The organism is Vibrio sp. F13 (assembly GCF_020806305.2).
Classification (GTDB): domain Bacteria; phylum Pseudomonadota; class Gammaproteobacteria; order Enterobacterales; family Vibrionaceae; genus Vibrio; species Vibrio crassostreae_C.
In genome coordinates, this window is the sequence record NZ_CP170176.1 from 775,244 (window position 1) to 800,498 (window position 25,255).

General features: G+C 44.3%; 22 protein-coding genes. 9 read left to right on the plus strand and 13 right to left on the minus strand.

Annotation, left to right across the window (positions count from 1 at the left end; genetic code table 11):
* Nucleotides 1–13 precede the first annotated feature (13 nt).
* Nucleotides 14–1,156, minus strand: a complete 1,143-nt coding sequence (locus LMH68_RS18475; RefSeq protein WP_017060606.1) for a DUF3541 domain-containing protein — start codon at nucleotides 1,154–1,156, stop codon at nucleotides 14–16.
* A gap of 283 nt (nucleotides 1,157–1,439) precedes the next feature.
* Between LMH68_RS18475 and LMH68_RS18480 the strand changes: the two genes are divergently transcribed.
* Both LMH68_RS18480 and LMH68_RS18485 read left to right on the plus strand, forming a co-directional pair.
* The gene (locus LMH68_RS18480; RefSeq protein WP_102394160.1) at nucleotides 1,440–2,795 is read left to right on the plus strand and encodes a diguanylate cyclase; all 1,356 of its coding nucleotides are present in this window, start codon (nucleotides 1,440–1,442) and stop codon (nucleotides 2,793–2,795) included.
* 163 nt (nucleotides 2,796–2,958) lie between these two features.
* Nucleotides 2,959–4,572 (plus strand): DEAD/DEAH box helicase, encoded by a 1,614-nt coding sequence (locus LMH68_RS18485; RefSeq protein WP_229648238.1) that lies wholly within the window; start codon nucleotides 2,959–2,961, stop codon nucleotides 4,570–4,572.
* A gap of 568 nt (nucleotides 4,573–5,140) precedes the next feature.
* Here LMH68_RS18485 and LMH68_RS18490 read toward each other — a convergent pair.
* Nucleotides 5,141–6,571 (minus strand): DUF3612 domain-containing protein, encoded by a 1,431-nt coding sequence (locus LMH68_RS18490; RefSeq protein WP_065675833.1) that lies wholly within the window; start codon nucleotides 6,569–6,571, stop codon nucleotides 5,141–5,143.
* A gap of 268 nt (nucleotides 6,572–6,839) precedes the next feature.
* Between LMH68_RS18490 and LMH68_RS18495 the strand changes: the two genes are divergently transcribed.
* A complete protein-coding gene (locus LMH68_RS18495) occupies nucleotides 6,840–7,436 on the plus strand; it encodes a malate synthase (RefSeq protein WP_017060610.1) in 597 nt (198 codons plus the stop codon).
* Between the two features lie 131 nt (nucleotides 7,437–7,567).
* Here the strand turns inward: LMH68_RS18495 and LMH68_RS18500 are convergent, their stop codons facing one another.
* Nucleotides 7,568–8,584, minus strand: coding sequence for a GGDEF domain-containing protein (locus LMH68_RS18500; RefSeq protein WP_017060611.1), 1,017 nt, complete (start codon nucleotides 8,582–8,584; stop codon nucleotides 7,568–7,570).
* A gap of 291 nt (nucleotides 8,585–8,875) precedes the next feature.
* Between LMH68_RS18500 and LMH68_RS18505 the strand changes: the two genes are divergently transcribed.
* Nucleotides 8,876–9,911, plus strand: a protein-coding gene (locus LMH68_RS18505; protein ID WP_141707904.1) for an IS630 family transposase whose coding sequence is annotated in 2 segments (ribosomal slippage) — nucleotides 8,876–9,334 and nucleotides 9,336–9,911 — 1,035 coding nt in all. Because the reading frame shifts where the segments join, the coding sequence is not laid out codon by codon here.
* Between the two features lie 244 nt (nucleotides 9,912–10,155).
* Here the strand turns inward: LMH68_RS18505 and LMH68_RS18510 are convergent.
* The 5 genes from LMH68_RS18510 to LMH68_RS18530 all read right to left on the minus strand — a co-directional run bounded on the left by LMH68_RS18510 (nucleotide 10,156) and on the right by LMH68_RS18530 (nucleotide 15,500).
* Complete coding sequence (locus tag LMH68_RS18510; RefSeq protein ID WP_004740083.1) at nucleotides 10,156–10,368, minus strand: cold-shock protein; 213 nt, start codon at nucleotides 10,366–10,368, stop codon at nucleotides 10,156–10,158.
* Nucleotides 10,369–10,726: 358 nt separating this feature from the next.
* Nucleotides 10,727–12,004 (minus strand): cytosine deaminase, encoded by a 1,278-nt coding sequence (locus LMH68_RS18515; protein ID WP_102332003.1) that lies wholly within the window; start codon nucleotides 12,002–12,004, stop codon nucleotides 10,727–10,729.
* Between the two features lie 9 nt (nucleotides 12,005–12,013).
* Nucleotides 12,014–13,252 carry a cytosine permease gene (gene codB, locus LMH68_RS18520; protein WP_032545811.1) on the minus strand — a complete coding sequence of 413 codons (1,239 nt, stop codon included), beginning with the start codon at nucleotides 13,250–13,252 and terminating at the stop codon, nucleotides 12,014–12,016.
* A gap of 680 nt (nucleotides 13,253–13,932) precedes the next feature.
* Nucleotides 13,933–15,156, minus strand: coding sequence for an HlyD family secretion protein (locus tag LMH68_RS18525; RefSeq protein WP_017066494.1), 1,224 nt, complete (start codon nucleotides 15,154–15,156; stop codon nucleotides 13,933–13,935).
* Complete coding sequence (locus LMH68_RS18530) at nucleotides 15,150–15,500, minus strand: MFS transporter (RefSeq protein ID WP_017066493.1); 351 nt, start codon at nucleotides 15,498–15,500, stop codon at nucleotides 15,150–15,152. The genes LMH68_RS18525 and LMH68_RS18530 overlap by 7 nt, the downstream gene beginning before the upstream one ends.
* Before the next feature lie 133 nt (nucleotides 15,501–15,633).
* On the opposite strand from LMH68_RS18530, the gene LMH68_RS18535 reads away from it, so the two are divergent.
* Entirely contained in the window at nucleotides 15,634–16,641 is a 1,008-nt protein-coding gene (locus LMH68_RS18535) for an AraC family transcriptional regulator (RefSeq protein ID WP_017061786.1), read from the plus strand.
* Nucleotides 16,642–16,651: 10 nt separating this feature from the next.
* Here LMH68_RS18535 and LMH68_RS18540 read toward each other — a convergent pair whose 3' ends face one another.
* Nucleotides 16,652–17,590 carry an urea transporter gene (locus tag LMH68_RS18540; RefSeq protein ID WP_229648194.1) on the minus strand — a complete coding sequence of 313 codons (939 nt, stop codon included), beginning with the start codon at nucleotides 17,588–17,590 and terminating at the stop codon, nucleotides 16,652–16,654.
* Nucleotides 17,591–17,672: 82 nt separating this feature from the next.
* Nucleotides 17,673–18,332, minus strand: a complete 660-nt coding sequence (locus tag LMH68_RS18545) for a pyridoxamine 5'-phosphate oxidase family protein (RefSeq protein ID WP_017061784.1) — start codon at nucleotides 18,330–18,332, stop codon at nucleotides 17,673–17,675.
* 90 nt (nucleotides 18,333–18,422) lie between these two features.
* Between LMH68_RS18545 and LMH68_RS18550 the strand changes: the two genes are divergently transcribed.
* A complete protein-coding gene (locus LMH68_RS18550; RefSeq protein ID WP_229648193.1) occupies nucleotides 18,423–19,880 on the plus strand; it encodes a PLP-dependent aminotransferase family protein in 1,458 nt (485 codons plus the stop codon).
* Nucleotides 19,881–19,926: 46 nt separating this feature from the next.
* Here the strand turns inward: LMH68_RS18550 and yjeH are convergent, their stop codons facing one another.
* The gene (yjeH, locus tag LMH68_RS18555; protein WP_017066490.1) at nucleotides 19,927–21,198 is read right to left on the minus strand and encodes an L-methionine/branched-chain amino acid transporter; all 1,272 of its coding nucleotides are present in this window, start codon (nucleotides 21,196–21,198) and stop codon (nucleotides 19,927–19,929) included.
* Nucleotides 21,199–21,452: 254 nt separating this feature from the next.
* Between yjeH and LMH68_RS18560 the strand changes: the two genes are divergently transcribed.
* The 3 genes from LMH68_RS18560 (at nucleotide 21,453) to LMH68_RS18570 (ending at nucleotide 23,570) form a co-directional block, all read left to right on the plus strand.
* A complete protein-coding gene (locus LMH68_RS18560) occupies nucleotides 21,453–21,914 on the plus strand; it encodes an Lrp/AsnC family transcriptional regulator (RefSeq protein ID WP_017061781.1) in 462 nt (153 codons plus the stop codon).
* Nucleotides 21,908–22,828, plus strand: coding sequence for a LysR family transcriptional regulator (locus tag LMH68_RS18565; protein WP_017061780.1), 921 nt, complete (start codon nucleotides 21,908–21,910; stop codon nucleotides 22,826–22,828). Before LMH68_RS18560 ends, LMH68_RS18565 begins: the two co-directional genes overlap by 7 nt.
* A gap of 127 nt (nucleotides 22,829–22,955) precedes the next feature.
* Nucleotides 22,956–23,570: a LysE family translocator gene (locus tag LMH68_RS18570; RefSeq protein ID WP_050052408.1), complete on the plus strand. Its 615-nt coding sequence runs from the start codon at nucleotides 22,956–22,958 to the stop codon at nucleotides 23,568–23,570.
* 103 nt (nucleotides 23,571–23,673) lie between these two features.
* Here LMH68_RS18570 and LMH68_RS18575 read toward each other — a convergent pair whose 3' ends face one another.
* The gene (locus LMH68_RS18575) at nucleotides 23,674–24,837 is read right to left on the minus strand and encodes an alpha/beta hydrolase (RefSeq protein ID WP_229648192.1); all 1,164 of its coding nucleotides are present in this window, start codon (nucleotides 24,835–24,837) and stop codon (nucleotides 23,674–23,676) included.
* A 53-nt stretch (nucleotides 24,838–24,890) separates the two neighbouring features.
* Nucleotides 24,891–25,121, minus strand: coding sequence for a hypothetical protein (locus tag LMH68_RS18580; protein ID WP_017061777.1), 231 nt, complete (start codon nucleotides 25,119–25,121; stop codon nucleotides 24,891–24,893).
* Nucleotides 25,122–25,255 lie beyond the last annotated feature (134 nt).

The following is a 25,255-nucleotide window of genomic DNA, read 5'->3' on the forward strand; positions in this document are numbered from 1 at the left end:
GCTAGGTATGTTGCTAGTTCTTCGGTGGTTGGTTTTTAATGAGTCCGTAAGGGATGTTAGTAAACACCTTAGGGTTGCCTTCATAAGTCGGCGCTTCATTCACTTGCTGCCAATCGAGTAGCATGATTGCTAATACGTTGCGGTGTTCACCGTACTCAAGGTCAAAATCGCCAGTAATTGAAGGGATCATGCCTTGTTTCTCATCGATTGAAGCTTGAATCGCGAGTCGAGTTTTCTCTAGAACTGGGTCATCTTCTAAACCTGCCAATAAGAAGGTTAATCCAACCTCAGCAATCACATCTTCTTTCGCACGCAGCAGAATCGTATCGATGTTTTCTCTAAAGTAATCGTAGATCCATTGATGGTCTTGTTCGCTTACTTGATGTTGGTAATATTCTGAGTCGCCGAAGATGACGTGTGTCATACCATAGATCTTATTGCCGAATTGCTGGCTTGAGAGTTTTTTGTCTTTATCGTCTGGATACGCTTTTTTGAAGGTATCGACAAACTCATCAACGACATCCTGCTCACCCAGTTGGCGCAACCAGTAAACCTGATTCGCTAATTGAGCGGCCCACGCTTTCACCATGTCTTCATTGGTCACGTATCGTGAGAAGTCATAGCGACGAATGATTTCGCGTAGCTTGGCATCGTTCTTGTGTTCTAAACCGTATTCGTTAGCACGAGCCATAGAGCCTAGAAGGTCAACACCAAGGTAAAGGTATTCAGGCATGTGCTTGGTGATGTTGTAGCGTCGAATACTGCGCTCATCGTTATCACCAATATAAGATGCAACTCGCTTCTCTGAGTAGAGTACGATTTGTTCCATGGTTTGAACGTCATTCGACAGGGTGCTGAGCTTGCTTGCCACTCGAGCCATGTCGCTCCACACCGCCGCTGAATACTTATCGTCTAATGTTTGACGATACATGCGCAGCCCGTAGTGACCTTCTTTGAATGCAGGCAGGGTGTAAAGCTGGCTTTCGTAGGTGGTGCGAATTAGGTCTGCAGATTGCTTGAAAGATTGTTCTTGAGAATTGAGCGAATCTGCTTGGGATTGAACGTTCACTGCGGTTGGCGCTTGAACGTTTTCTTGTGCGTGAACGGCAACCGAGGCTGATAGCAATGTACACAGTGTGATAGTTTTTAACTTCATGTCGTGAGGTACCAAGCTGATTATTAGTCTATGTAAAATAACATTGATGAATCCTTCAATGTAAGCGTTGAGTCAATACAATGTAAGCTTTATAAGGTTCACTAACCCTTTTTGATTAAACCATTCGTTTAGTAAAGAAGTTTGAAGTGATGGATCACTCAATATTTGATAGATAGTCGACGTCAGTATGGATTTTTAATGACTTAGCGGCATACTGGGGCAATAAGCCAGAAATGAGCCGTTATAAGGCAGTATATAGAACAATAGTGTTAGAGGTTCGTAAATGCCAAGTGGTTCTAGCAAGCAGTGGTCTGCCAGAGTAGTATCTTTTCTTTTTTTCCTTGCGATAGTAAGCGCAATTGAGTTCTTTCATGCCAAGCAATTAACTTTTCTTAAAAACGAATCGTATTCAGAGGCAAAAAAGCAACTATCCATTATTCGTTCTCGGATTGAAGCCGCGATCGTGTCAGATATGTATATCCTCAATAATTTCTCGACCTTAGTGACCATCAACCCCGATGGTGAGGTGAAAAATTGGGATAAGATTGCTGAGAATATCATTCAAGATGGCTTCCATATTCGACTTATCGGACTCGCCAAAGACGACATTCTAAACTTTGTTTACCCGATGGAAGGTAATGAGCAGATTCTCGGTATTAATTATCGTGATCACCCAAATCAATGGGAGTCGGTTGAGATAGCCCGTAATCTTGGCAACACCTTTATTGCCGGTCCTTTTGAGCTGTTTCAAGGTGGACAAGCCCTCATTGCACGCACTCCGATCTTCCGAGACCCGCCTTTCAATCAAGATTACTGGGGTGTCTCCAGTGCTGTTATCGGTTTAGATGAGCTGTTTGAAGATGTTGGAATCGGCAAGATAGAGAACAAGTATGAATTAGCAATTCGTGGTGCAAACAGTTCAGGGAAAGATGGCGCTGTCTTTTATGGCACTCAGGATGTGTTCGATAATGCGTTCGCCACTGAACAGGTGAGTTTCCCATACGGGGGTTGGTACCTTGCTCTCTCCGGTAACGAACATGTATTGATGGATGAGCCTTGGTATCGAATCCAAGCGGTAAGGCTGGTAGGCTACTCCATTATATTAGTGTTGGCGTTTGCCTTCTTTACTATTTATCGTCTGTACCGGATTGCAGATAGCCGCTCTATGCATGATGAGCTAACGATGTTACCGAATCGTCGATACTTCATGTATAGCCTCAAACAGGCCTTCAAAACCACTCAAAAACAGAGAGCGAGAACCTTTGCCGTTGTAAATATCGACCTCGATGGGTTTAAAGCAATCAACGACACTTATGGTCACGCGGCAGGCGATCAGGTATTGATTGAGTGTGCTAACCGCATCAGAAGTGAGCTGCGTGTTTCAGATATCGTCGCAAGGATAGGCGGTGATGAGTTCTTGGTCTTGTTGCCACGCATTATCGATGATCAACACGTATCGTCGATCGTGACTAAACTACGAAAGGCGATATGCTCGGCACCAGTTGTGTACGACGCGCACTCTATTTATCTCAGAATCAGTGTGGGTTGGGTTATTCACAATAACAACTACAATGATGTCGATGCGCTCTTAAAAGCCGCTGATGAAAAAATGTACGAACAGAAGCGACAAGTTATCTAGGTTGAATTTTAGCTGCGATTAGAATTTAGTTGCTGAATGGGGGGAAAAGCCTCAGAATACCGCGCTTTGCTCCGTATCAATGTATTTGATGAGCAAAAGCTGAAGCAACGCACTTTTTAACGTGTTGCTCATACTAAATGTTATTCAACTGAGAAAATAATCTATGAGTTTTACCTCCCTTGGCCTTTCTGAACCGATCCTTAAAGCTATTGAAGCACAAGGTTACGATAAGCCATCACCAATACAAGAGAAAGCCGTGCCAGCTGTCCTAACGGGCAAAGATGTTATGGCCGCTGCTCAAACAGGTACAGGTAAAACTGCAGGCTTCACGCTACCTATTCTTGAAATGTTATCGAAAGGTACTCGCGTACGTCAGAACCAAGTTCGTGCGCTCGTGCTAACGCCAACTCGTGAGCTTGCTGCGCAAGTGAATGGCAGCGTAGTGAAGTACGGTATTAACTTACCGCTGACTTCGACGGTAGTGTTTGGTGGTGTGAAGATTAACCCTCAGATGCAAAAACTGCGTAAAGGTAGTGACGTGTTGGTGGCAACACCTGGTCGTCTACTTGACCTATACAACCAAAATGCAGTGCGTTTTGACCAACTAGAAATCCTAGTGCTAGATGAAGCGGACCGCATGCTAGACATGGGTTTCATCCGCGATATTCGTAAGATCTTAGCTTTCTTGCCTAAGAAGCGTCAGAACCTACTGTTCTCAGCGACGTTCTCTGATGATATCCGCAGCTTAGCGAAAGGCTTGGTGAACAATCCTGTTGAGATTTCAGTAAGCCCTGCAAACTCAACGGCAAAAACGGTTGAGCAAAGCATCTACCCAGTAGACAAAAAGAAAAAGAGCGCAATGCTAGCGAAGTTAATCAAAGATAACGATTGGCAACAAGTGTTGGTGTTCAGCAAGACGAAACACGGTGCGAACAAGCTTGCTCGCTTCCTTGAAGAGCAAGACATCACTGCTGCACCTATCCATGGTAACAAGAGCCAAGGTGCACGTACTAAAGCCTTAGAGAACTTCAAAACAGGTAAGGTACGAGTACTTGTTGCAACTGATATCGCCGCTCGTGGTATCGATATCCCGCAACTGCCTCAAGTAGTTAACTTCGATCTTCCTCATGTATCAGAAGACTATGTACACCGTATCGGTCGTACTGGCCGTGCAGGTGAAGTAGGTAAAGCGATTTCATTGGTTTGTGCTGATGAAGTGGGTGAGCTGTTCGGTATTGAACGCCTGATTCAACAAGTGCTAGAGCGTCGTGAACTGGAAGGTTTCTCTCCAGTAAACAAGTTGCCTGAGTCTCGCTTGGATTCACGTCCAATCAAGCCTAAGAAGCCGAAGAAAGCAAAACAGCCACGTGAGCATGCCGATGGTCAACGTTCTGGTGATAACGCTCGCGGGCACAAGCCAGCAGGTAAGAACAAGCGTCATGTAGCTGGCAATGGCTCAGCGCCAAAACGTAAGCCAACATCTGGTAAGAAACCTGCTGAAAACAACTCAGCTGCGACAACTGAAGATAAATCAGTAAGAAACAACGGCAGCAACTTTAAACGCGGTAGTGCGGGCAATAAACCTGCTGCAAATAACGCAGGTGCTCAGAACACTCTGAGCAAACCTAGCAGCGCGGGTAAACCTGCAGGCAAACCTAAGAAGTCTGGTTACGGCGGTAGCTACGGCCCAAGCAAGTCGTCAAATAAGCCGACAAGCAACAAACCTTCGACAAACAAACCGTCTCGAAGCCGTTCTAAGCCAGCTCCTCAGAAGTAATCTTTTCTGAGATATTGAAAGAGCAATGAACAGGAGTCGCTTTATAAAAAGGCGTCTGGTGGGTTAAGTTCTTTCTGTCATAGAAATCGAATAAGCGCGAATATTGAATCTCAATGTTCGCGTTTTTTTATGGGCGCTGTTTGGGGTGTTGTTGATGTTGAGTAGCCGTTTATGTTGAGCAACCTAGGGAGAGGTTTATTGCTGTTTAAAGTGATTGAATCTAAGGGAAATATGGCATTTTTGGGAAGGGTAATGAATCTTTAATGATTTATTAATAACAACATAATCACTAGCGTTTTTGTTGAGTTTCGCAATTTGCAATTCCAGTTTGCAAAACAAACAAGGATATACGGCTAATACGTGTCCAGATGCGTAGTAAATACGTGTTTTAAAAGTTGGCACGCATGCTGCATTAGTAATGGTGACCCTTCTTAAGCCGAGGGTCACCTAGCCAACTGACGTTGTTAGTGAACCTTTTTTGTTCACACAAAATATATGACCAATCACCCTTATTGTGATTGGTTTTTTTTTGCCTGAATTTTAGGTTCTATTTTTTGTTATTACTTTTTTACTCACCACACTTCGAGTAACAGCTTGGCTGGCGTGGGCATTCTCCACCTCTGGAGCAGATAAGCCTCGCCTCTGTCTCAATCCCACGTTCAATCCAATTTATATTTAGAATCTTGGCTATTGTCGTGAGATCTTTCTTGATGTTACGCGGAATTACCACAGAGCCACCATTGTTAACGCATGACGCTTTAAGCTGCTCTGCTATGTCTCTTGAATTACCGCCTTGAGCATCAATCGCAGGGTTGAGATCTATACCAGCACACAGCACACGATTGTTACCCGCAGGATCCGTCATATTGATGGATTCACAGCAGTAGATCCTTGGCTCATCACCCACGTTCAAAATGGATATTTGAGCCGAGCTTCCCGCTCGAGGTTCTGATAATCGACGGAACACAGCCCAATGTTGACATGGGTCAGCGACCGTTCTCATATTTCCCCAAGGCAGTGGAATCCCGTTTCCGCGATATACCGCCTTGAGTTTCCCCGGCCCATAAGCATCAAAGTAGTGCCAGTGAGGGTAGGGCGATACTACAGTCATTCGACGCATCGCAACAGAGGGGGAAACCCCTGCTCTTTTGTGAACGTCGATTTCGTAACCAGTGCGGTCGAGTAGCTGTCTAAACGGAACTTTCGGACACAGAAGTGCACCAGCAAAGAAGCTAGATTCAAAGTCTCGCCATGCTTGAAGAATATCTTGGGAGTTGAGCTGTGAAGATCCCGATATCTGGTTGTCGTCCCACGTGTTGTTGTTACCGACCGACAACACACTCTTTAGGCCCTCTTTGCTGTGCAGAATGCAATGACCGATATAAACCGAAAGGTCGTATTTCAGACGGGTTGGGTACTCTTTAAGGATCTCGTTTAAGAAGATAGTACCGGGAGGCTCAAAGAAGGATGTCACCAACTGCTTAGCGTTAATTCCGAGCTCATCGACTACGTCTTGCGGCGTTCGCGTTACCCAGCGGATGTTGATTCCTAGGCTTCTAGCGATGTCTATCAGGTCTTCTACGCTGAGGTTAAGACGTTTTAAGCCTACTTCTTCCGCAGCGCGCTCAAGGTCAGGGAAGTGGTTCTGGTTGCTCTCTTGGTGTGCTCGAATCAAGAGGTGCGCAAACTGGCGGCCTGAAATGCCCGTTTGTGACAGCATCTCAGGAATCGCAATTTGCAGGATGTCGTTTGAGAATAGGAAGCTCGGCTCGAGCGCCATGCCACTTATCCCACCACGATTCCCCTTATCAGGAGCAATGGCTTGTTGTTCAGATTCGTCGTCGAGGAACCACGTCGGATTCTTCTGAAAGACCTGTGCAATCACTTCCAGCATATCGATGCTCGGAACCCGCTTTCCACGTTCAATCATTGAAAGGTAAGAAACGGAAGGAGCACATTCTGGGTCGATTCTAATACAACGCGCAGACAGGTCTTCCATCGTTAAATGGTTACGTTTTCTTAGGTTACGTATTTTCGTACCTAGGAAATGTGACTGACGAACTAAACTTTTTGACAAGGCCATATTTGTAAAATTCACATTGTAAAATTTTTGTTGTGAAATTGTATGTAAAAAAGCGCTAATCTACAAACTAAGCAATTCACAAAATGACAAATAAATTAAACGTTAGTTTGGAATAATTGCTCTAGGACACATTTTTGCTGTAGAAATCGGTGGTTATCACCGGACTGGTCAAGAGGGAAAGACTATGAATATGCTTACATTCGATAAAACAGAAATCCAAAAACAATCAAAGCCATTTATCGCTGAAGCTGTCTTTGCCGTGGAGACAATCAATGCTAATCAGCAAACTGAAAAGCAAGTGAAAGCAAAGCAGCTGCTTGATCGACTATTCCCACTAGAGAATGGCTCACATCAAGACGTAACCAGCTACGTAGTCGATTACCGCCATATTATGGCTTACTTTAAAGACGGTCAGCACAGCGGTCTGAAGCACCCTAAGCAGTTTGTAGCGTACATGGGTGAGAAGAACGACCCAGACTCTATCTTGTTTCGAGATGGCAGTGGCAGCCACCTAGAGGTGATGTTTGGTTGCCACAAAGGGACAGGTTGTATTGAGCTAGTAGAAATTGATGATATTCAGTTGGAATCATGCACCACGTTTGGCCAATCACCAATGGAAGCAACAACCACAATGCGTGAAGAGACCATTGCAGCGATGCGCCACTGGATCAGTTTGATTCAAGGTGACGCAAAGGGTAAACCAAAGGCATGCAGTGAAGATAAAGAGTTCAGAGCAAAGAGTGGTGAAGACTACTGCTTGAATTATTGCTTCCAGATCTAACGGTGAATCCTAGTTAGCTAAAGTAATTTATACAACTAAAGAAAAAAAAGCCCCGAAGATAATGAACTTTGGGGCTTTCTAGTCTCAATACGAGCCGACTAATATGTCGATAAGAGCATTGTTGGTGTGTTTTACAAAGGCATGACTCGGTTACGGCCAAGTGATTTCGCTTCATAAAGTAGCTTATCAGCACGTTCAATCAGCGATTGAGCTGATTCGCCGGGTTCAAGTTCAGCGACACCAAACGATGCAGTGATACTGCCGACTTGTTGACCACTGCGGCGATCTTTAATCGACAGCTTTTCTAGAGAGCGACGATTGGTATCAGCGAGTTGACGAGCAATACGCAAAGACTTGTTAGGCACAATCAGCGCGAACTCTTCACCACCAAATCGATAGGCAGAAATACCTTCACGGCAACTTAACTTCAGCTTGCGAGCGATCGCTTTAAGCACCATATCGCCAAACAAGTGGCCATAGGTGTCGTTGAAATTTTTAAAGTGGTCGATATCGAGAAGAATCAGACACAAAGATTGTTGTGCTTCACACAGGGTTTCTATGTCACGGTCGAAAGAGCGACGGTTATAGAGTGTGGTTGTACTATCGAAAAGCGCATCTTTCTGAACTTCTACTAACTGGGTTTTTAGCTTGGTGATCTCTGAGGTTGCAGAGTTTAGCTGAGAGTTTAAAAACTGAGTAGAGTGACGAATATGACGGGATTCAGACACCAGCTGTCGAACTAAGGACATGACTTCATCAATAGATAGGCTTTCATTATCAACACGAGCCAAGTCCTCGAAGCTTTTATCGATCATGTCAGAAAAAGCGGAGGTGTCGGTCAGGGTGTCATTCATTGAATTGGAAACTTCAGAAACTAACAGTTCCAAATTAGCGCGAAGGTCATTGATATTGGTTTCGGATTTGCTGGCAACATAATTGTTGTATAGCTGCTCACCAACGGCAGGAGGACAAATACCGTAGTGTTCTAAAACACCATCCATGTCTTGAGTCAGCTGGGGAATAGCGTTATCGACATAGGTGTACCAAAGTGCGTAATTTGCAGGTGTCGTTGACACCCTGTTCTTCATCATAAGAGGCACCGCTTTTTTTAGATTTGCGGTGGATTTCTGAAATTCGTCTTTGTTCATTATTTTTACTGCAGATACCAAAACAACTAAGCCACTTGCGAACAAGGTTAGCGGATTTCGAAGGTCTTTGCTTTAAAAATTATATGATTAGTGGATGAGGGTTGGATAAATAACTCATTTTTATTATGAATATCGATTGCGTATTCATAAGCGTAATCTAATGGATTGTTCTTTAACCATATTTGGGCTTATCAAACTTTCGGTGTAGCGTGAGTTAGTATCAAAAGATTATACCAATTAAAGTAAAAATGTGATCTAATTAAGATTGATGAATTATTGTGAAATTTAGCCATGGATAGCCTTAATAACACTGACTTCAAAAAGCTTGCGAGCCAGCAAAAAACCATTCAGATGAAGATGCGTTTACTTGCGCTAGCACACTTTAAAGACGGCCTCTCTCGTACACAAATTGCAAAATCTCTCAAAGTCAGTCGAACCAGTGTCAATAAATGGGTTCGGATTTTTTTTGAAGAAGGCCTAGAAGGACTTCAAGAAAAACCTCGGACTGGTAGGCCTGCATACCTCACCGATGAGCAGCGGGCTCAACTCAGTGCCTTCATAAAAAAAGAAGCTGAATCACCTTCTGGTGGCCGCCTTGTTGGAAGCGATATACATGACTACATCGTTAAACACTTTGACAAGCACTACCACCCTAATTCCATCTATTATCTCCTCGACCACATGGGTTTTTCTTGGATAACTTCTCGTTCCAAACACCCTAAACAATCACAGCAAATACAGGACGATTTTAAAAAAATTCCAAATCGAAACGATCCTTAAGATCCCCGGCCATATTGGGCTAGAGAGTGTTGATGTCTGGTTTCAAGACGAAGCTAGGTTTGGTCAGCAGAACACAACAACACGTCTTTGGGCTACTCGTGGAACGAGACCTCGCGTAGTAAAACAGCAGCAATTTGAATACGCTTATTTGTTTGGCTCAGTGTGCCCATCGAGAGGGATTGGTGAGGCAATGGTCGTCCCTTGGGTTAACAAAGACATCATGATAAACCATCTAGAGCAGATATCTAAAGTCACAGAAAAAGACCGTCATTCAGTGGTAATAATGGATGGCGCAGGATGGCATACCGATGATATTGCTAACCCATTTGATAATGTCAGTATTATCAAATTGCCGCCATACTCACCAGAGCTTAACCCTATAGAGCAAGTGTGGAGTTGGTTAAGGCAACACTATCTAGCAAACCAAAACTTCATTGATTATAACGATATTGTTTCGAAGGTCTGTAGCGCTTGGAATGGATTTCTTGAGTGCAAAGATCGCGTCACAAAAATGTGTACAAGAGATTGGACTGACCTGATCAGTTAATTTTCCGGATTGGTATTACTGAGAATTAAGTGTTGTCTAGGGAAGTGCATACAAAAAGTGACGTAAATTGATCGTTGAGCTTTAATTGAGAAAGTCTAGGTTGAGGACGCTTGGCTGGTGATTTGCATTTGTTCAGAGTTTACGGGGGAAAGCCTGTATCGAGAGGGGAAATGTTTATAAGCAGGCATAAAAAAGCGCCGATAAAAATCAGCGCTTTAAAATTCTTTTTAGCTATAAGAGCTAATTATTGAGCAACAACGTTTGCTGCTTGTAGGCCTTTTTGACCATTTTCAACTTCGAAAGAAACCTTTTGGCCTTCTTTCAGAGTTTTGAAGCCTTCAGAAACGATTGCACGGAAGTGTACGAATACGTCAGCGCCGCCGTTGTCTTGAGAAATGAAACCGAAACCTTTCTCTTCGTTAAACCATTTTACAGTGCCAGTATTTGTGTTAGACATAATTTGTCCCTTATTCATAAATTTTCTAAGTTGTTGATTGCATTTAATGCAATGCGCTGATAATTGAATTATTTAATATTGCTAAGAAATAAGGAAAAACTACTTACAAAAACGGGTAACGATTTTACATGTCAATTTTTTACTATTCATCTAACTTAAATAACTCCGGCTAACAGAGCGAGAGCATGTTAACACAGTCTTTTGAGATGTACACGCATTGCTTAAGAAATTTGTGCTTTTTTTGTCATACCGTGCGAATGTACAAGATTTACACTGATTTAGTGATAGTTTTGTCGCTTCGTCCAACACAACAAAAGGAAGCATCTCAGCTTCCTTTTGATCATTAGTATAGACGATATTAACGCTTAAAGTTGATATCTTCAGTTTGATCTAAATTTATTTTTGTTTTCGCTGGTTGAGTCTCTGCAATCACCTTACCGTGGCGTATTGAGTACTGCACTGGTACTTGGCGGCGTACTGCATCAAAGCCATTGTCAGCAGGAAGAATCAGCAAGCTACCTGGCTTACCTTCTTCGATACCGAAGTTGTCTTGAATGTTCAATGTGCGAGCAGAGTTCTTGCTGATCAAATCAAGTGAGTTGTTGATTTGGTCGTAGCCCATAACCTGTGTTACATGCAGTCCCATGTGCAGAACTTGAAGCATGTTCGCTGTGCCCAGTGGGTACCATGGGTCAAACACATCATCGTGGCCAAAACAAACGTTGATGTCTGCTGCTAGCATCTCTTTAACGCGCGTTACACCGCGGCGTTTCGGGTAATCGTCGAAACGGCCCTGTAAGTGAATGTTCACTAGCGGGTTTGCCACGAAGTTGATACCAGACATCTTCAATAGACGGAATAGGCGAGATGTGTAAGCACTGTTGTACGAACCCATTGCAGTGGTGTGGCTAGCAGTTACTTTCTCGCCCATTTCAAACTTATGAGCAAGGGCTGCTAATGTTTCCACAAAGCGAGACTGTTCGTCGTCGATTTCATCACAGTGAACGTCGATCAGACAGTCGTACTTGCGTGCAAGCTCGAACACATAATGCAAAGATTCAACCCCGTATTCACGAGTGAATTCGAAGTGAGGGATAGCACCGATAACGTCAGCGCCGATCTTCACTGCTTCTTCAAGCAACTCTTTGCCGTTAGGGTATGAAAGAATACCTTCTTGAGGGAATGCAACGATCTGGATGTCGACCCACTCTTTCATCTCTTCACGAACTTCAACCATCGCTCTTAACGCAACGAGTGTTGGGTCAGACACATCAACGTGTGTACGAACGTGTTGAACACCGTTAGCTATCTGCCATTTCAGTGTTTGCTTGGCACGAGACTTTACGTCTTCGATTGATAGCAGTTCTTTGCGCTCAGCCCAACGCTCAATACCTTCAAACAAAGTGCCAGAGATGTTCCAGTTAGGCTCACCAGCAGTTTGAGTAGTATCTAGGTGGATGTGCGGTTCACAGAAAGGAGTAACTGCAATGCCACCTTCAGCATCAAGGATGTCGCCTTGATGATTGATTTGCGCGCCATTATCGAGAATGCGAGAAAATTGACCATTTTCAATCAGAATCTGTTTCAAGCCTTCTTGGTCTTGAAGTTTCGCGTTCTTGATTAATAAGGTTGTCATAGTGTGTCCTTAAGCGGCCTGAGATTTCAGAGCTTTTTTGTTCAATAGAGGATTAAGCACGAGGTAACTGATTGCACCACCTAACACTGCGTTCAAAGGAACAACGCCAGGTAGGAAGTGACCAGCGGCTACGCCTGTTGCTACCGCGATAATGCCAGCCCAGTTAACGGTTTGGAACTCTGCATTTGCAAAATCTTTGTAACGTTTACGGTTCGCGAAGAAGTCGGCGATGATTACGCCACCAATTGGTGGAATCGCCAGCGAAAGGAAGGTTAACCAACCAACGAAGTTGTTGTATAACCAAAGTGCGAAAATCGTACCGATAATGCCGTTAATGATTGACATTGTAGTACTTGAGCGACCAGTGATGTTAGATAAACCCAAACCGGATGCATAAAGTGCATTTTCATTGGTTGTCCAGATATTCAAGCCAAGCACGATGATGGCTGGAAGCAGCAGACCTTGCGCGATCATCACATCTGAAATATCAGCCTGACCGGTTGCTGCTGCTCCTGCTGCGCCGAAGATAAACATCAGCGAGTTACCGATGAAGAACGCAACCATAGTAATTAATACTGCGCTTGCTGGCTTTTTACCAAAGCGAACGAAATCGGCCGTTAACGTACCCGCACTTACGAACGAACCTACAACCATTGCAAGAGCCATTGAAAAGTCCATTGGCGTCTCTGGTTTAATAAGTTGCAATTGCTCTAGTCCACCAACACTGTCTACCGCAGTCAGTACTGAGTAACCACCCAGAATCGCAATCGCAGGCACTGCAATCGCTGAAAGCACCATTAGCGCTTGAATGCCGAAGTACACTGTACCCGTCATCAATAAGCCAGATACGATAATCAAGGTGTTGGTATCAATGCCCGTTGCTTTTTGTACTGGAATAGCAAACATCGCAACACCCACACCAAACCAACCGACTTGTGTACCACCAAGTAAAGCAGAAGGAAGCCATGAGCCTTTAGTACCGAAAGAGAAACGAGCAAGGAGGTGGGTAGAGAGGCCAGTAGATGAGCCGATGTAGCCAAGAAAAGAAGTGTAAATACCGAGGATTAGGTTACCGATGAGAACGGCGAGGAAGAAATCGTTGAATGAAAGACCTGTCCCGAGTGAACCACCTGTCCACATACTTGCAGAGAAGAAAGTGAGTCCAAGCATTACCATGGTGAGTGAAGCGACTCCTTTCCTAGCCGATGTAGGAACCGGCCCTAGACTGTAGTTATTATCAGCAGCCATTTTTTACCTCCGCAAATGATCAAAATTAAAATTAACGGTCGCCGTATTGCAGGCAAACTTGCGCATTATGGTGATATAAATCACATAGTCAATGCTAATTTTGTCAATAATTGCCCATAAAAACCAGTTATTGCAGTAATTGTCTTGTAAAACATAGGGTTATTTTCTGTCTTTATTTAAAAAAAACAAATAGAAAACGTTTTCTATAATGCGTTGGTTATCTGCTGTTCTTGGTTGGCTATGAATGCTTATTATTATACGTCTGAATGGGTGTCTGTATCGAAAAAGAGGGCGGTTGGCCAAACTGCAGGCAAAAAAATAGCCAATCGCAATAATCGCAATTGGCCTATATATTTTGTGAACAAGAATAGGTTCACTAACAACGTCAGTTGGCTAGGTGACCCTCGGCTTAAGAAGGGTCAATATATACATTGCAGTTAGTGTGCCAACTTTTAAAACCACGTAAAACGGCAGTTTTATAGCAATCTGGTGCGTATTTGAGCGTTTAATTTGCGTTTTTGAAATACCCAATTGCAAAATGCAATTGCGATTTGCAACTTTAGAGTGTTTATTCGTTTTTCGGGTTTGTGTTCTTTCTGGCGACGAATGGTGAAATAAACAAAAAGCCCGTGCGATCTAAGAGCGCACGGGCTTGGGTATTGTTTCACCAATAGGAAGTATTAGATGGAGTAGAAGAAGTACAGTTGAGACTTCATTCTAATGATGATCCCGCGTATTACGTCTAGGAACGCCATAAAGCTGATAGGCTTCTCACCGCTTACCCACGCTAATCCGACAGAGCCAACAGGAATATCGTAACCCTCTGCCTCATCAATTTTTAAACGAACAAAGTGGTGCTTGTTCTGAAGGTTTTTGCCTGTGGTAACACGAACCTGCTCATCGATACCCAGCAAACTTGCTTGCGCTTCACCAGTGGCTTCTACAATGCCTTCTACGGTTGCAGAGAACACTTTTCCTGGGTATACCGCTGTCGCAAATTCCGCAGGTTGACCGACCTTAATATTACGAATCGCTTGGTGGTTAACTCGCATCAGCACGTACTTCTCTTCGGTATACATCTGGATACGAGGCATCATTGAAACACGCTGACCTTCACGAAGAATAAAGTTCGTTACAAAGCCGTCAGTCGGTGCCGTGACTTTGGTGCTGTTCAAGTCCCATTGTGCTTGTGCCAGTGTTGCCTTTGCTGAATCGACCTCAGTTTGCTTCTTGCTCACATTGGTTTCAGCTTTGTGGATGTTCAACTTCGCATTCTCGGCATCGACTTCTTTCTTGCTAAGCTGAGATTCCAATGTCGTAACGTTATACGTCGCTAAGTCTACCTTTGCTGTTTGTTGGTCGATGTCAGTTTCAGTGATCGTATGTTCTACCACTTTGTTTTGCTTCTGGTAACGATCAAGCGTCTTTGACTGCAGTACTAAGTCTGTTTTAGCCGAATCTATTTGTGCGACTGAAGCTTTGATGTCTTCAAGCGCCGATTGATAGCTGACTTTTGCAATGCTCACTTCTTGACGAGCTGTGTCTAAAGCGACCTCTGCAGACTCAAGTTGAACGCTGGCTTTGTCTCTTGCGATGACATATTTAGTGTCATCAATTTCGTAAATTAGCTGTCCTTCAGTCACATCCTGGTTTGGGTCGATGTGGACTTTGGAAGTTTTTCCCGACACATTAGTTGAATCGGGACGCAGCTGAATATGTGGAGACTGAACCACTGAGCCTCCCGATAGATCCATCGGAGTAAAATTGAGTAGGCCAACCCATACAAACAGCAACCAAGATGTACCCCCTAGGTACGCAAACGCCTTGGTGCCTTTGTTCCAAGGCATACCAACAAGTCTGAGTAAGTAAATGAACAGTGCCCAAATTGCCAAGCCTTCTAACATGTTTGGCTCTCCTCATCTTGCTTGTCGGAAGTTGTTTGCTCCTTGGTTGTGGTCGGTGACTTCCATGTGTCTCTTAGATTGATGATGGCTTTTTCCATATCAACGAAGGCCAAAATTACTGCTAGTACCCATACCCAGTGCCATACAAAACCAATCCATGTTAATGCGGTGATCAAACCGAGTTGTTGATGCTCTTTACTGTGAGCCTTGTTGATTGGTAATTCATGCACACGCCAGAAGCCGTAACATGCAGCAGCGATGGTTGCGACTAACACTACGCCTGCAACTACGTGTAGTGCGGTATCTGCGCCGGTTCCGACAAATGGGACACTAACTAAACTCATTGATATACCCTAGGTTAAATTGAGCACCGAGTGTTATTGATATCAGATTTAGAAGTTGATAATTTACCAATTACTTTAATAATGATGTCATTATGATTTGATCTGTAATAGTGACTTCTAAGTATGGTGGCTAATGAACAATTGTAACTTCTTAAGAGCATTGGGTATTTTGGGTATTTACCAATACGCAACGACTAATAAGGCTGTGAATACTGAGCAATTAGGTATTCCTAAATCGGTGTTTAATAACCCGATGAACCTTATCCCCGTAAGTGAAGTGGACAAATGGTATGGCTTACTTGAACAACAAACCGGTGATTCCGATATTATCTTGAAGCTGGCTGATAGAGTGGATATTGAAAGGCTAGGTCCTCTCTCTAACTGGTTTTTCTCGGGGCACGATCTGGCGTCGTCTATACGCCGAGTTAACATCGGGTTGCACTGTTTGCAGTCCGGGGCTTTTCTATATGGCGCTCAAGTCGGTAATTTCATCAAATGGTGCTACGACAATCCTGCTTATACTGAGGTGGGTAAAGTTCATGACTCAATTCGAGTTGCCATCTTTATGATGAAGATATTAAGGCGTTACTTGGGAGACGACTTTACTCCCGCAGCCGTCTCTATCGCAGGTTATCGCGAGAACACTCAACTCTATCAAGAGTATTTTGGGTGCAATATTCAGTGGGGCCAGCCACGAACTGAAATCTGGATACCAAGCCAGTCGAGGTTATCGAGCAATCAAGCCCCTTCTAGCGGCAAGATGAGCTTGGCAATGAACTTTCATGACTTAGATAATTACCTCAACATGCCTGATGCCGCGGATGAGCATAAGGTGACCTATGAGATGATCAATTACAGTCGCCATTTCGGCCTGCCAACACTGCATAAAGTGTCGAGTTTGCTTGGGTTATCTGAACAGCAATTTCAACGTCGATTGCATAACTTAGGCATCAACTTTTCTACCATTATGGGCTATGCGTTAAGTAATGTGGCGGTGGAGTTGTTGATGTATTCAGTGCCAATAGATAAAGTCGCGACGAGGCTCGGCTATACCAATGTCGCGAGCTTTAATCGGATGTTTAAGAAACATCGAGGTTTGACACCCAAGCAATATGTTGAGCGCCTAAAAACTGGCCTGTAACTATTCAGAGCTAACTTATGGTTCGTTTATGGATCAGGCTGGACAAGTAAACCATCCCCCAAGTACTCAAAATGAAAGGGGCGGTGAGTGGTAACAGTGACAGTTCATGAAAACCAAGTGTGATGAGACAGCTTAACAGCATGCCTAATAGGATTAACGGCCAACGGATTCGCGGATAGGGCACAAGTGCTAAAGTGGCAAGAATGGCGTTGTACCCGTAAAGACCTTGGGCTACCAGTTCGTTAGAAGCGCCAATCAACCCGCTAAATACGGTGCTAATTATTACTGCGAGCATAACCCAAATGGCATGCTTGATATTGTTGAGTGCGATGGCGACTAAGATAACGAGCCCCGACAACGCATTTTCGATGAAGCTGACTTGGCTTATCCCTTTTAACAACGGGATCACCACTGTCGGCAGGTTGAACCACGAGTTAGCCTCAATACTGATGAGTGGCATCAGTGCGGAATCAGGTGCAGAAAACGCTGACAGCTCAAAGGTTGATTGGATAATATAAATCAGCCAAGTGGTGAGGATAAAGGCGCTAGTGTAACCGCGATATTTCTCAAAACTGAATACGATGTGGGCAATCGGCACCGTGAGTAATGCACCTAACGCAGTCACTAAAGCCAATAATGGTGTCACACCAAAAAAGTTACCGATAAATAAACCAATCAAAGCGCCATTTAGCGCGTACATTCCACTATCAATGTCGTCAACTGACTTGTTGGTGTTGGTGTTGGTGTTGGTGTTGGTGTACATATAGCCATAGAAAGCTAATGCATAGCTGCAACTGGCGCCAAGTAAGGTAAGAAAAGCCAGCGCCAGTGACTTAATAGAAATGGCAAGCAACAGCAAAGTCGACGTCATGATAGACGGTGTGAAATAGACTTGCCCAATGCCATTGAGCAAGCCTTGAAACGGCAGAATATCCTTGTTCGTTTTCATCGTCTGATTACATTATTGAGTCATGTTAAATTTTTGTAATTCAGATTGTATACAATTTTATCAAGTTCACCATCTTCGAGTGTTAATTCTGATACCAGCGTTCACCATAAGCTTGTTGGTAATCTGGTGTTTCAATGATGCCTTCTTGTTCTGGAACGGTTTCTAACGGCCCAACAACAGTTCTATAGGGTAATACGCCAGCCCAAACTGGAATGTCCATATCGGCTTTATCATCATTCACTCCATGTTTACCAATCTTCACGGAAGCTTCTGTTAAAGGTATCGCCAACAACTCGGTCGCAGTGAGTTCTTTTTCATTACTGAGCCTCACTTCATCGGTTCTGCCCGGTGCGATTTGCTCAATAAAGATATTCAACAAGCGATCCTTTTCTTGATTGTCATCGATGACTGAAAATGACCCCAATACCACAGCAGAACGATAATGCGCACTATGATGAAATGCCGAACGAGCCAGCACCCAACCATCGAACAAGGTGAACGTTAAACAGGTTGGTTCTCCCTTTTTTAGTCCTTTTAGTAGGCGACTGTTTTTAGCTCCATGAATGTAGACTATATCACCCACTCGCCACGCGAGCATCGGGATGACCATTGGTCCTTGTTCGCCCTGCAATGCAATGTGTGCGATTAAGCTCTCATCAATAATTTGGTGCAGTTTCTCTTGTTCAAATACGGCTTTGTGAGCCCCTTTTTTAATCGTGGTTCTTTTCGTGTTAGATAACATAATCGCTCCTTAATCATTGCCTTTTGATTAATGTAGCGATTAACTGGTCTATTAAATAGAGCCACTTTTAAACACTATTTGGATCCAGTTATGCAGCCTATCGATGTCGGTGATCTACAGTTAGACGAACAACACGGCACGCGTCAAACCGCCTTGTTCCACGCGATAAGAGAGAAGATCGTTCAAGATTTATGGAGCAAGGGCAGTAAGTTACCTTCAACACGTAAGTTGGCTGTCGAGTTATCGGTGAGTCGAAATACGGTGATTTATGCGTACGAACAACTGGTTACTGAAGGCTATATCGAGAGTAAGCAAGGCTCAGGGTTTTATGTCTCGGTTGAACAACCAGAACACTTTCTAAGTTTGTCTAAGCCAAACAGTGTTCAGGATCCGAAGGTCAAACAAACAGTCAGTAAACCGAGTACAAACATAGCGACACCTAACGACATTAACCGCAGCTTTGCCCCAGGAGTTCCTGACTTAGATGCGTTCCCTTTTGCGAAATGGCAGAGGTTGCTGCAACGTCACTCTACACGTCAGAACATTGCGGGCAATCAAGAGGTTCAGGGAAGCTCAGCCTTGAGGGAAGCGTTGAGTGGGTATCTTGCAAGCAGTCGTTCCGTTCATTGTAATGCCGACAGAATCATCATCACCGCAGGTGCGCAGCAAGCCATCTCAATCGGATTAATGGCAACGTTAGCGATGGGCGACAAAATCCTCGTGGAGGAACCCGGTTATCGACAAGTACATAAAATTATCGATCTGTTGAGACTAGAGTTAGAAGGTGTAAGTGTGCGTGAAAAGGTGGGGCTAGATATTGAAAAAGTGTTGTCCAGTAACGCTAAGGCTCTGTATGTTACACCGAGTAACCAATACCCAATGGGCACGACTTTAAATACTGAGCAACGCCTTAAACTGATCGACTGGGCCAATCAACATCAGTCATGGATCATTGAAGATGACTATGACAGTGAGTTCCAGTTTGCTCATCGCCCTTATACCTGCATGCAAGGGTTGGCGGGAAAGTTGGGGTTCGATGATCGCATCATCTATGTCGGCTCTCTGAGTAAGGTTATGTTCAATGGCCTTCGATTAGGGTACTTAGTGGTACCAGAAAGTCTGGTGGCGAAGTGTCTTGAGATCAAAGACGCGCTTACTGGAGACACGGCGTCCCACACACAGGAAGCTTTGGCGGATTTTGTTCGAGAAGGCGACTTGCTGCGTCATATTAGAAAGATGCGTCGGTCATACAAACTCAAGTATGAAGCCATGATAGAAGCGATTGAAAGCGAGTTTAACGGTGATCTTGAAGTGATCAGTCAGGCAGCAGGGCTACATGTGACCGTGAAGTGGTATCAAGGTATATCTGAGACTGAATGGAGTCATAGAGCTGAGCTTGAAAATATCATCATTCGTCCGTTTGATTTTTATGAATATGGATCAAGTGATGCTCGTGATTGGAGTGGGGTGGTGTTGGGGTTTGGAAATATCCGATTGGCTGACATAAAGCCGAAGATCAAACAGATCGCTCGGCTTTTTTATCAGTAATATTGGTAGGGCTTGTTTACCATTTTCTGATTCATCACGAATCGAGTTACAACTTGTCGATAGAGACGGTGGGTTTACCTTTACCTAGCCACTTCCGCCAAGGGAGTGACAATGTCACAAAAACAGTCACAGCATAGAGCATCGACCAACTTAAACAGATAAACACCAAGGTACAGATGACCAATGAAAGCATGGCAGTGTATCTAGATGCGCCTGTTAGTAATCGGCAAGCGGCTAACATTGCGAGCAGATAAACCAGAACAAAAATACCGTTGGCGAGCTTGAGAAAGAACTCAAGGTCTAAATTAGACAGCTCACCAATCACACACGAAATAAGCACGACAAAGCCAATTGCTAACGTTGGGTAGAGCGGTACGCCGCGGCTGTTCAGTTGAGCCATTCGACTTGCAGGGCTGTGTTGGCGGGCCTGAGCCCAGATCATCCGAGACAGGCTTTGTGTGTAAAGGTTTAGGCTGGCAAAGCAAGCAAAGAACCCCAGCACGCTGATGACGGTTTTGAAGCCATTACCAAACAGTTGTTCTGTTACCCAAGGGATGGATGCGGCATCGAATTCAGATGAACCGAAAGCACCCAGCTTAAGAATCACTACTGAACAAGCCCAGTACACTAGCCCCGCAACAAAACAGCCTGCAATGATGGCGATTGGGAAGTCACGTTGTGGATTTTTGAATTCCTCTCCCATGTGAGCAAAAGCTTCTATTCCGACAAAGCACCAAAACATGACAGCTAAAGCAGCGCCGATAGACCACATTGAATTGGATGAGATGGCAGGAAGAGCAACATCGGTTGCCGTGATGTCGGCTTTCCAAACAAAAGCGCTGACTAAGGCAAAAATCGACAATGCGATCACGGTTTGCAGTCGGCCAGAAGATTTACTGCCCATCAAATTGACGGCAATAAGCAGGGCGACGGTAAAGGATTGAGCACCAAGTGGTGTATCGAGAGGTGCGGGTAACAATTGTTGAGCAAAACCACCAGCCAGTGCAATGGCCGCTGGAATACCGACAGGAATAACACTCACAAACAACCACGCCACGCTTGTTTCTAATCGCTCGCTAAACGCCTGGCGCACAAAATAGGCAGTACCACCTGCATTCGGGTAGCGTTTTCCTAATGATGCGAAGGTCAGTGCAATCGGGCAAATAGCGATAAACAGGATTAACCAAGCGAGAAGAGACAACTGTCCTGCAATGCCTGCTGCGATCGCAGGGATCATAAATAATCCAGTGCCTAGCAAGGTCGTCGAGAGTTGTCCGATTCCTGAAATAAGCGTGATTTCTTGTTTGAGTTGTGTCATTCGCTCTCCTAGCTATTTGATTCTGGTCACGGTCTTCCAGTAACTTTCTTCTGGTGTGTGAGAAGTTATGATTGAGAGCATACATTGTTGACATCAATAATACAGCTAGCGAAACGTCGTAAGACACCGTCATTTTAACGGTATTAATCCGATTCAGTGTGAAAGTGTCGGCTGTCAGAATGGCTGTTATAAGTAGGAAAGTTGTGTCAAATTAGGCGTTATAAATAGAACAATAAATGAAAAGAATCAGAAGCATGGATAAATTTGATCGCCAGATTTTGGATATTCTCAAAACCAATGCACGATGCTCAGTGAGCGATATCGCCCGAGATGTCAGCCTCTCGCGCTCAGCGGTGAACGCCAGAATCAAGAAACTGGAAAGCGACAAAGTGATTACGGGCTACTGCGCTCAAGTGGCAGAACCCAACCAAACGAAGAATGTGTGCGCTTATATCTTGTTGAAGTTCGACATGTCGAGTAGTGACCATAGTTGTGAGTCTTACGCGAAACAAATCCAGAGTATTGATGAGGTGCAATGGTGCCACTCTATTAGCGGTGAGACAGATATGATGTTGTACGTGGAAGTGGAAAGCATGGAGAGCTTGAACCGAGTTCGCGATCAGCTGCAAAGTTACCCGGATCTTCGCCACTTAATGACTCATACGGTTTTGACCGAGTTTTTCAACAAACAGAATGCGACGGTGCATTCATGTTAGGCAATATCAACTTAAACCTACTGCGTTCACTGCATGTACTTCTTGAAGAGTGTCATGTGAGCCGTGCCGCCCAACGTTTGCATATCACACAATCCGCGGTGAGCCGTCAGCTCAGCCAGTTACGTGATTTGTGTGGCGACCCTTTGCTGGTCCGTGACGGCAACAAACTGGTGCCGACCAACCGTGCATTGCTACTCAAAGGTAAACTCGACGACCTGCTTGGCGAGTTTGACCACCTGTTAGATGATAAACCCTTCGAGCCGCAAGACTGGCAGGGTGAATTGGTGTTGTCTTCGAGTGATTATGTCGCTCAGTATATTCTTCCTGTGATTGTGGCAGAGGTGTCTGCTGAAGCACCGAACATTAATCTGGCTTATCGATTGTGGCAGCCAAACTACCTTGAAGCACTGAACGAGTCTGGGATTCATTTGGCTTCCAGTATGTTTCCCACAAAGCCAGAACATGTCTCAAGTATCAAACTTGGTGAAGATAAGTCGGTGTGTTTGATGCGAAAGTCGCACCCGCTGGCTCAACAAGCGGTTTTGAGTGCAGAAGATATTGTTCACTACTCTCACATCAAAGTGACGGGTGGTGGAGATAAAGACAGTTACGCGGACATAGCATTGAAGAAGCAAGGGCTGAAGCGAAGAGTGGCTTTACAGGTTCCGTTCTTTTCATCTGCTGGTACTGTGTTATTGCAAGACGACTATCTGATGATCGTGCCAGAACATATCGCCTATAACCTAGGTCGACACCTCGATACTACCTACTTTTCGTTGCCATTTGATACGGAAATGCATACCTATTGGTTAATGTGGCATCCTAAATATGACAACGACTCTGCCCACAAATGGGCGCGAGAAAAAGCATTCCAAGCCATGCAAAAGTCGAGTTACAATATCAGTATGACTTGAAATCATAGGTGTGATGATAATCTTTGATTTCAAATAATACCTCCTGCGAATTATGGTAAGTGCCAAGTATTGAGTATTAAGCGTAGAGCGTTCAGCTGGAACGCTTTATTTTATTAGGAATGGAATGATGACAGTAACAATTTGGTTTTCTTTATTAGCGATTTGCTTGTTGGGTGCAATGTCTCCGGGCCCAAGCTTGGCGATGATCGCTAAACACAGTTTGGCTGGTGGCCGTATGAACGGGCTTATCGCAGCTTGGTCACACGCTGCTGGTATCGGTATTTATGCGTTCGCAACCATTGTTGGTTTAGCCGTTGTGCTTGAGCAATCCCCAATGTTATTTAAAGGTATTAGCTTAGCGGGGGCTGCTTATCTGCTTTATCTTGGCGTTAATGCGTTACGTTCGAAAGGTGGTGTTGCCGCGAAATTAGAAGCGGGTGAAAAGATGAGTTACATGCAGTCTGCTCGTGAGGCTTTCTTGATCTCTATCTTGAGCCCAAAGATCGCATTGTTCTTCATCGCTCTGTTTAGCCAATTTGTAGCGCTAGGTAATGAACTGACCAATCAAGTGATTATTGTCTCAACGCCGCTGATTGTCGACGGCCTTTGGTACACCTTTATCACCTTGGTACTGTCTAGCCCGTTGATTGTTGAACGTATTCGCTCGAAAGCTCAGTTGATTGATCGACTATCTGGCGTGGTGCTGATCCTGCTTGCTGTTCGCGTGGTGTGGATGATTTAGTCATCACTAGACCTTAAGAGCTAAAACGGCTCACAAGAGATTATCTTGTGAGCCGTTTTTGTTTCTACTTATCTAAACGCTAACAGTTAACAGCTAAAAGAAGTTAGCCTGCTGAGTTTAGAACCGAATCTAATTCTTTCATTGAGTCAGCAAAGTAAGGGTTATAGGTCAAACGAGCATGGTTCTTCCCTTCTTCACGATACCCCCAAGCTGAGTACCAAACCTCACTGGTTGCATTGCATTGTTCTTCAAACCCTTCTGCCTGACCATTGGAGCAAATCTTCTCGCTACCATTGATTCCGTAATAAGGGTTGTTTGGTGAGAACAGTAAGCCCATGTGAGAGCCGTTCGAGATGCGTTGCTCTGGGATCTTCATGCTGTACTGAACAGCGCGAGGATCCTCGAGAGTCGTCTCTCCTTGCCAAACCAACACATTGTTTGGATTCGGCATAGATTCAGTAAAGGCTTGCTGAACGTAGTTGGTGTCAATCACGCTGTCGCCTTCACTCATCATAATAAAAACTGGTTTATCGAAGTGTTTATCTTGTAAGTTACCACGTACGACTTCTGATGTCTCGTAGTAAACCGATGCACCATTCATTGGCAACGAGTTGTAACGCAACACATTGTCTTCAGGATCTTGATCCGCCCAAGTGACAAAGTAGCTTGCTAGTCCCGCGTATTGAACGGCAGACGAGCTCGGTTGAAACGCAGGTGAGAACAGCAGTAACCCAGAGATCTTTGGATCGTTCATCGCCTGTGAAGTCACGAGGTTCGCGCCGGTTGAATAGCCGCCTAGCCAAACAGAATCATACTCTTGCTCAAGTAACTTCGTATGATGAGCCACCACACCTTGCCAATCTTCTAGGCTCGGCTGCATTAAATCACCCACGCGACTGCCGTGACCCGGAAGTAATACGGTTCTCACTAAGTAACCTTGCTCTGCCAAATGGGTAGCGATGTCTTTAAATGAGTAAGGTGAGTCGCCTAATCCATGAACCAATAATACCGCCTTGCCGTTTGGCGAGGTTGGTTGATACTCGGTTGGTGAATTGAGTTGGATCTCGAGTTGCTTGTCTTCCGTCATGAACACGCGGTTTTTCAATAACCAATCTTGTGTGTCATTGACGTAGGCATCAAAGCTGTCTTGCTGATAGCTAGGCAAGTCTGGAGATGTTTCGTAAGCGGGTATCGGTGTCTCGTTGGAACAACCAACGAGACTTAAAGTCGTTAAGGCCAGCAGTGCTAGGAGGGGCTTTCTTTGCATTATGTAATCTTGTCTCTGTTGTGCTTTCACTATGTCTGAAACTAAAGTTTAGGTTACTTTTTGCTTGAAAGGTCTTCGTATTCACCTTCAATAACACCGGCATCATTGGTTGATGACTGACGAGTGTTCATATGAGCTGCGAAACCTTGTTTCTTCATTTGATTCTGAATGCGCTTGCCAGTAATTAAAGCTGCAATAGCTAAAGGAATAGCAAGGATCAAGCTTGTGAATAACGCCAAAAGGCCAGTAAACAATGCAACAATCGTAACTAATATATTTTTCATATTCATTCCTCTTTTTCTATGTTGTTACTTTATCGCTTCTATTCTGAACGAAACATGAACGCCGTTAATAAATCTCTGAGAGTCACTATGACACGGATGTGTGCTGTTAGGGAGTTTATATGTAGTCATAATCA

What these genes read in the sequence shown, in the direction of transcription:
- LMH68_RS18475 (WP_017060606.1), bottom strand. Translation starts at nt 1,156, where the DNA reads ATGAAGTTAAAAACTATCACACTGTGTACATTGCTATCAGCCTCGGTT.
- LMH68_RS18480 (WP_102394160.1), top strand. Translation starts at nt 1,440, where the DNA reads ATGCCAAGTGGTTCTAGCAAGCAGTGGTCTGCCAGAGTAGTATCTTTT.
- LMH68_RS18485 (WP_229648238.1), top strand. Translation starts at nt 2,959, where the DNA reads ATGAGTTTTACCTCCCTTGGCCTTTCTGAACCGATCCTTAAAGCTATT.
- LMH68_RS18490 (WP_065675833.1), bottom strand. Translation starts at nt 6,571, where the DNA reads ATGGAAGACCTGTCTGCGCGTTGTATTAGAATCGACCCAGAATGTGCT.
- LMH68_RS18495 (WP_017060610.1), top strand. Translation starts at nt 6,840, where the DNA reads ATGAATATGCTTACATTCGATAAAACAGAAATCCAAAAACAATCAAAG.
- LMH68_RS18500 (WP_017060611.1), bottom strand. Translation starts at nt 8,584, where the DNA reads ATGAACAAAGACGAATTTCAGAAATCCACCGCAAATCTAAAAAAAGCG.
- LMH68_RS18510 (WP_004740083.1), bottom strand. Translation starts at nt 10,368, where the DNA reads ATGTCTAACACAAATACTGGCACTGTAAAATGGTTTAACGAAGAGAAA.
- LMH68_RS18515 (WP_102332003.1), bottom strand. Translation starts at nt 12,004, where the DNA reads ATGACAACCTTATTAATCAAGAACGCGAAACTTCAAGACCAAGAAGGC.
- codB (WP_032545811.1), bottom strand. Translation starts at nt 13,252, where the DNA reads ATGGCTGCTGATAATAACTACAGTCTAGGGCCGGTTCCTACATCGGCT.
- LMH68_RS18525 (WP_017066494.1), bottom strand. Translation starts at nt 15,156, where the DNA reads ATGTTAGAAGGCTTGGCAATTTGGGCACTGTTCATTTACTTACTCAGA.
- LMH68_RS18530 (WP_017066493.1), bottom strand. Translation starts at nt 15,500, where the DNA reads ATGAGTTTAGTTAGTGTCCCATTTGTCGGAACCGGCGCAGATACCGCA.
- LMH68_RS18535 (WP_017061786.1), top strand. Translation starts at nt 15,634, where the DNA reads ATGAACAATTGTAACTTCTTAAGAGCATTGGGTATTTTGGGTATTTAC.
- LMH68_RS18540 (WP_229648194.1), bottom strand. Translation starts at nt 17,590, where the DNA reads ATGAAAACGAACAAGGATATTCTGCCGTTTCAAGGCTTGCTCAATGGC.
- LMH68_RS18545 (WP_017061784.1), bottom strand. Translation starts at nt 18,332, where the DNA reads ATGTTATCTAACACGAAAAGAACCACGATTAAAAAAGGGGCTCACAAA.
- LMH68_RS18550 (WP_229648193.1), top strand. Translation starts at nt 18,423, where the DNA reads ATGCAGCCTATCGATGTCGGTGATCTACAGTTAGACGAACAACACGGC.
- yjeH (WP_017066490.1), bottom strand. Translation starts at nt 21,198, where the DNA reads ATGACACAACTCAAACAAGAAATCACGCTTATTTCAGGAATCGGACAA.
- LMH68_RS18560 (WP_017061781.1), top strand. Translation starts at nt 21,453, where the DNA reads ATGGATAAATTTGATCGCCAGATTTTGGATATTCTCAAAACCAATGCA.
- LMH68_RS18565 (WP_017061780.1), top strand. Translation starts at nt 21,908, where the DNA reads ATGTTAGGCAATATCAACTTAAACCTACTGCGTTCACTGCATGTACTT.
- LMH68_RS18570 (WP_050052408.1), top strand. Translation starts at nt 22,956, where the DNA reads ATGACAGTAACAATTTGGTTTTCTTTATTAGCGATTTGCTTGTTGGGT.
- LMH68_RS18575 (WP_229648192.1), bottom strand. Translation starts at nt 24,837, where the DNA reads ATGCAAAGAAAGCCCCTCCTAGCACTGCTGGCCTTAACGACTTTAAGT.
- LMH68_RS18580 (WP_017061777.1), bottom strand. Translation starts at nt 25,121, where the DNA reads ATGAAAAATATATTAGTTACGATTGTTGCATTGTTTACTGGCCTTTTG.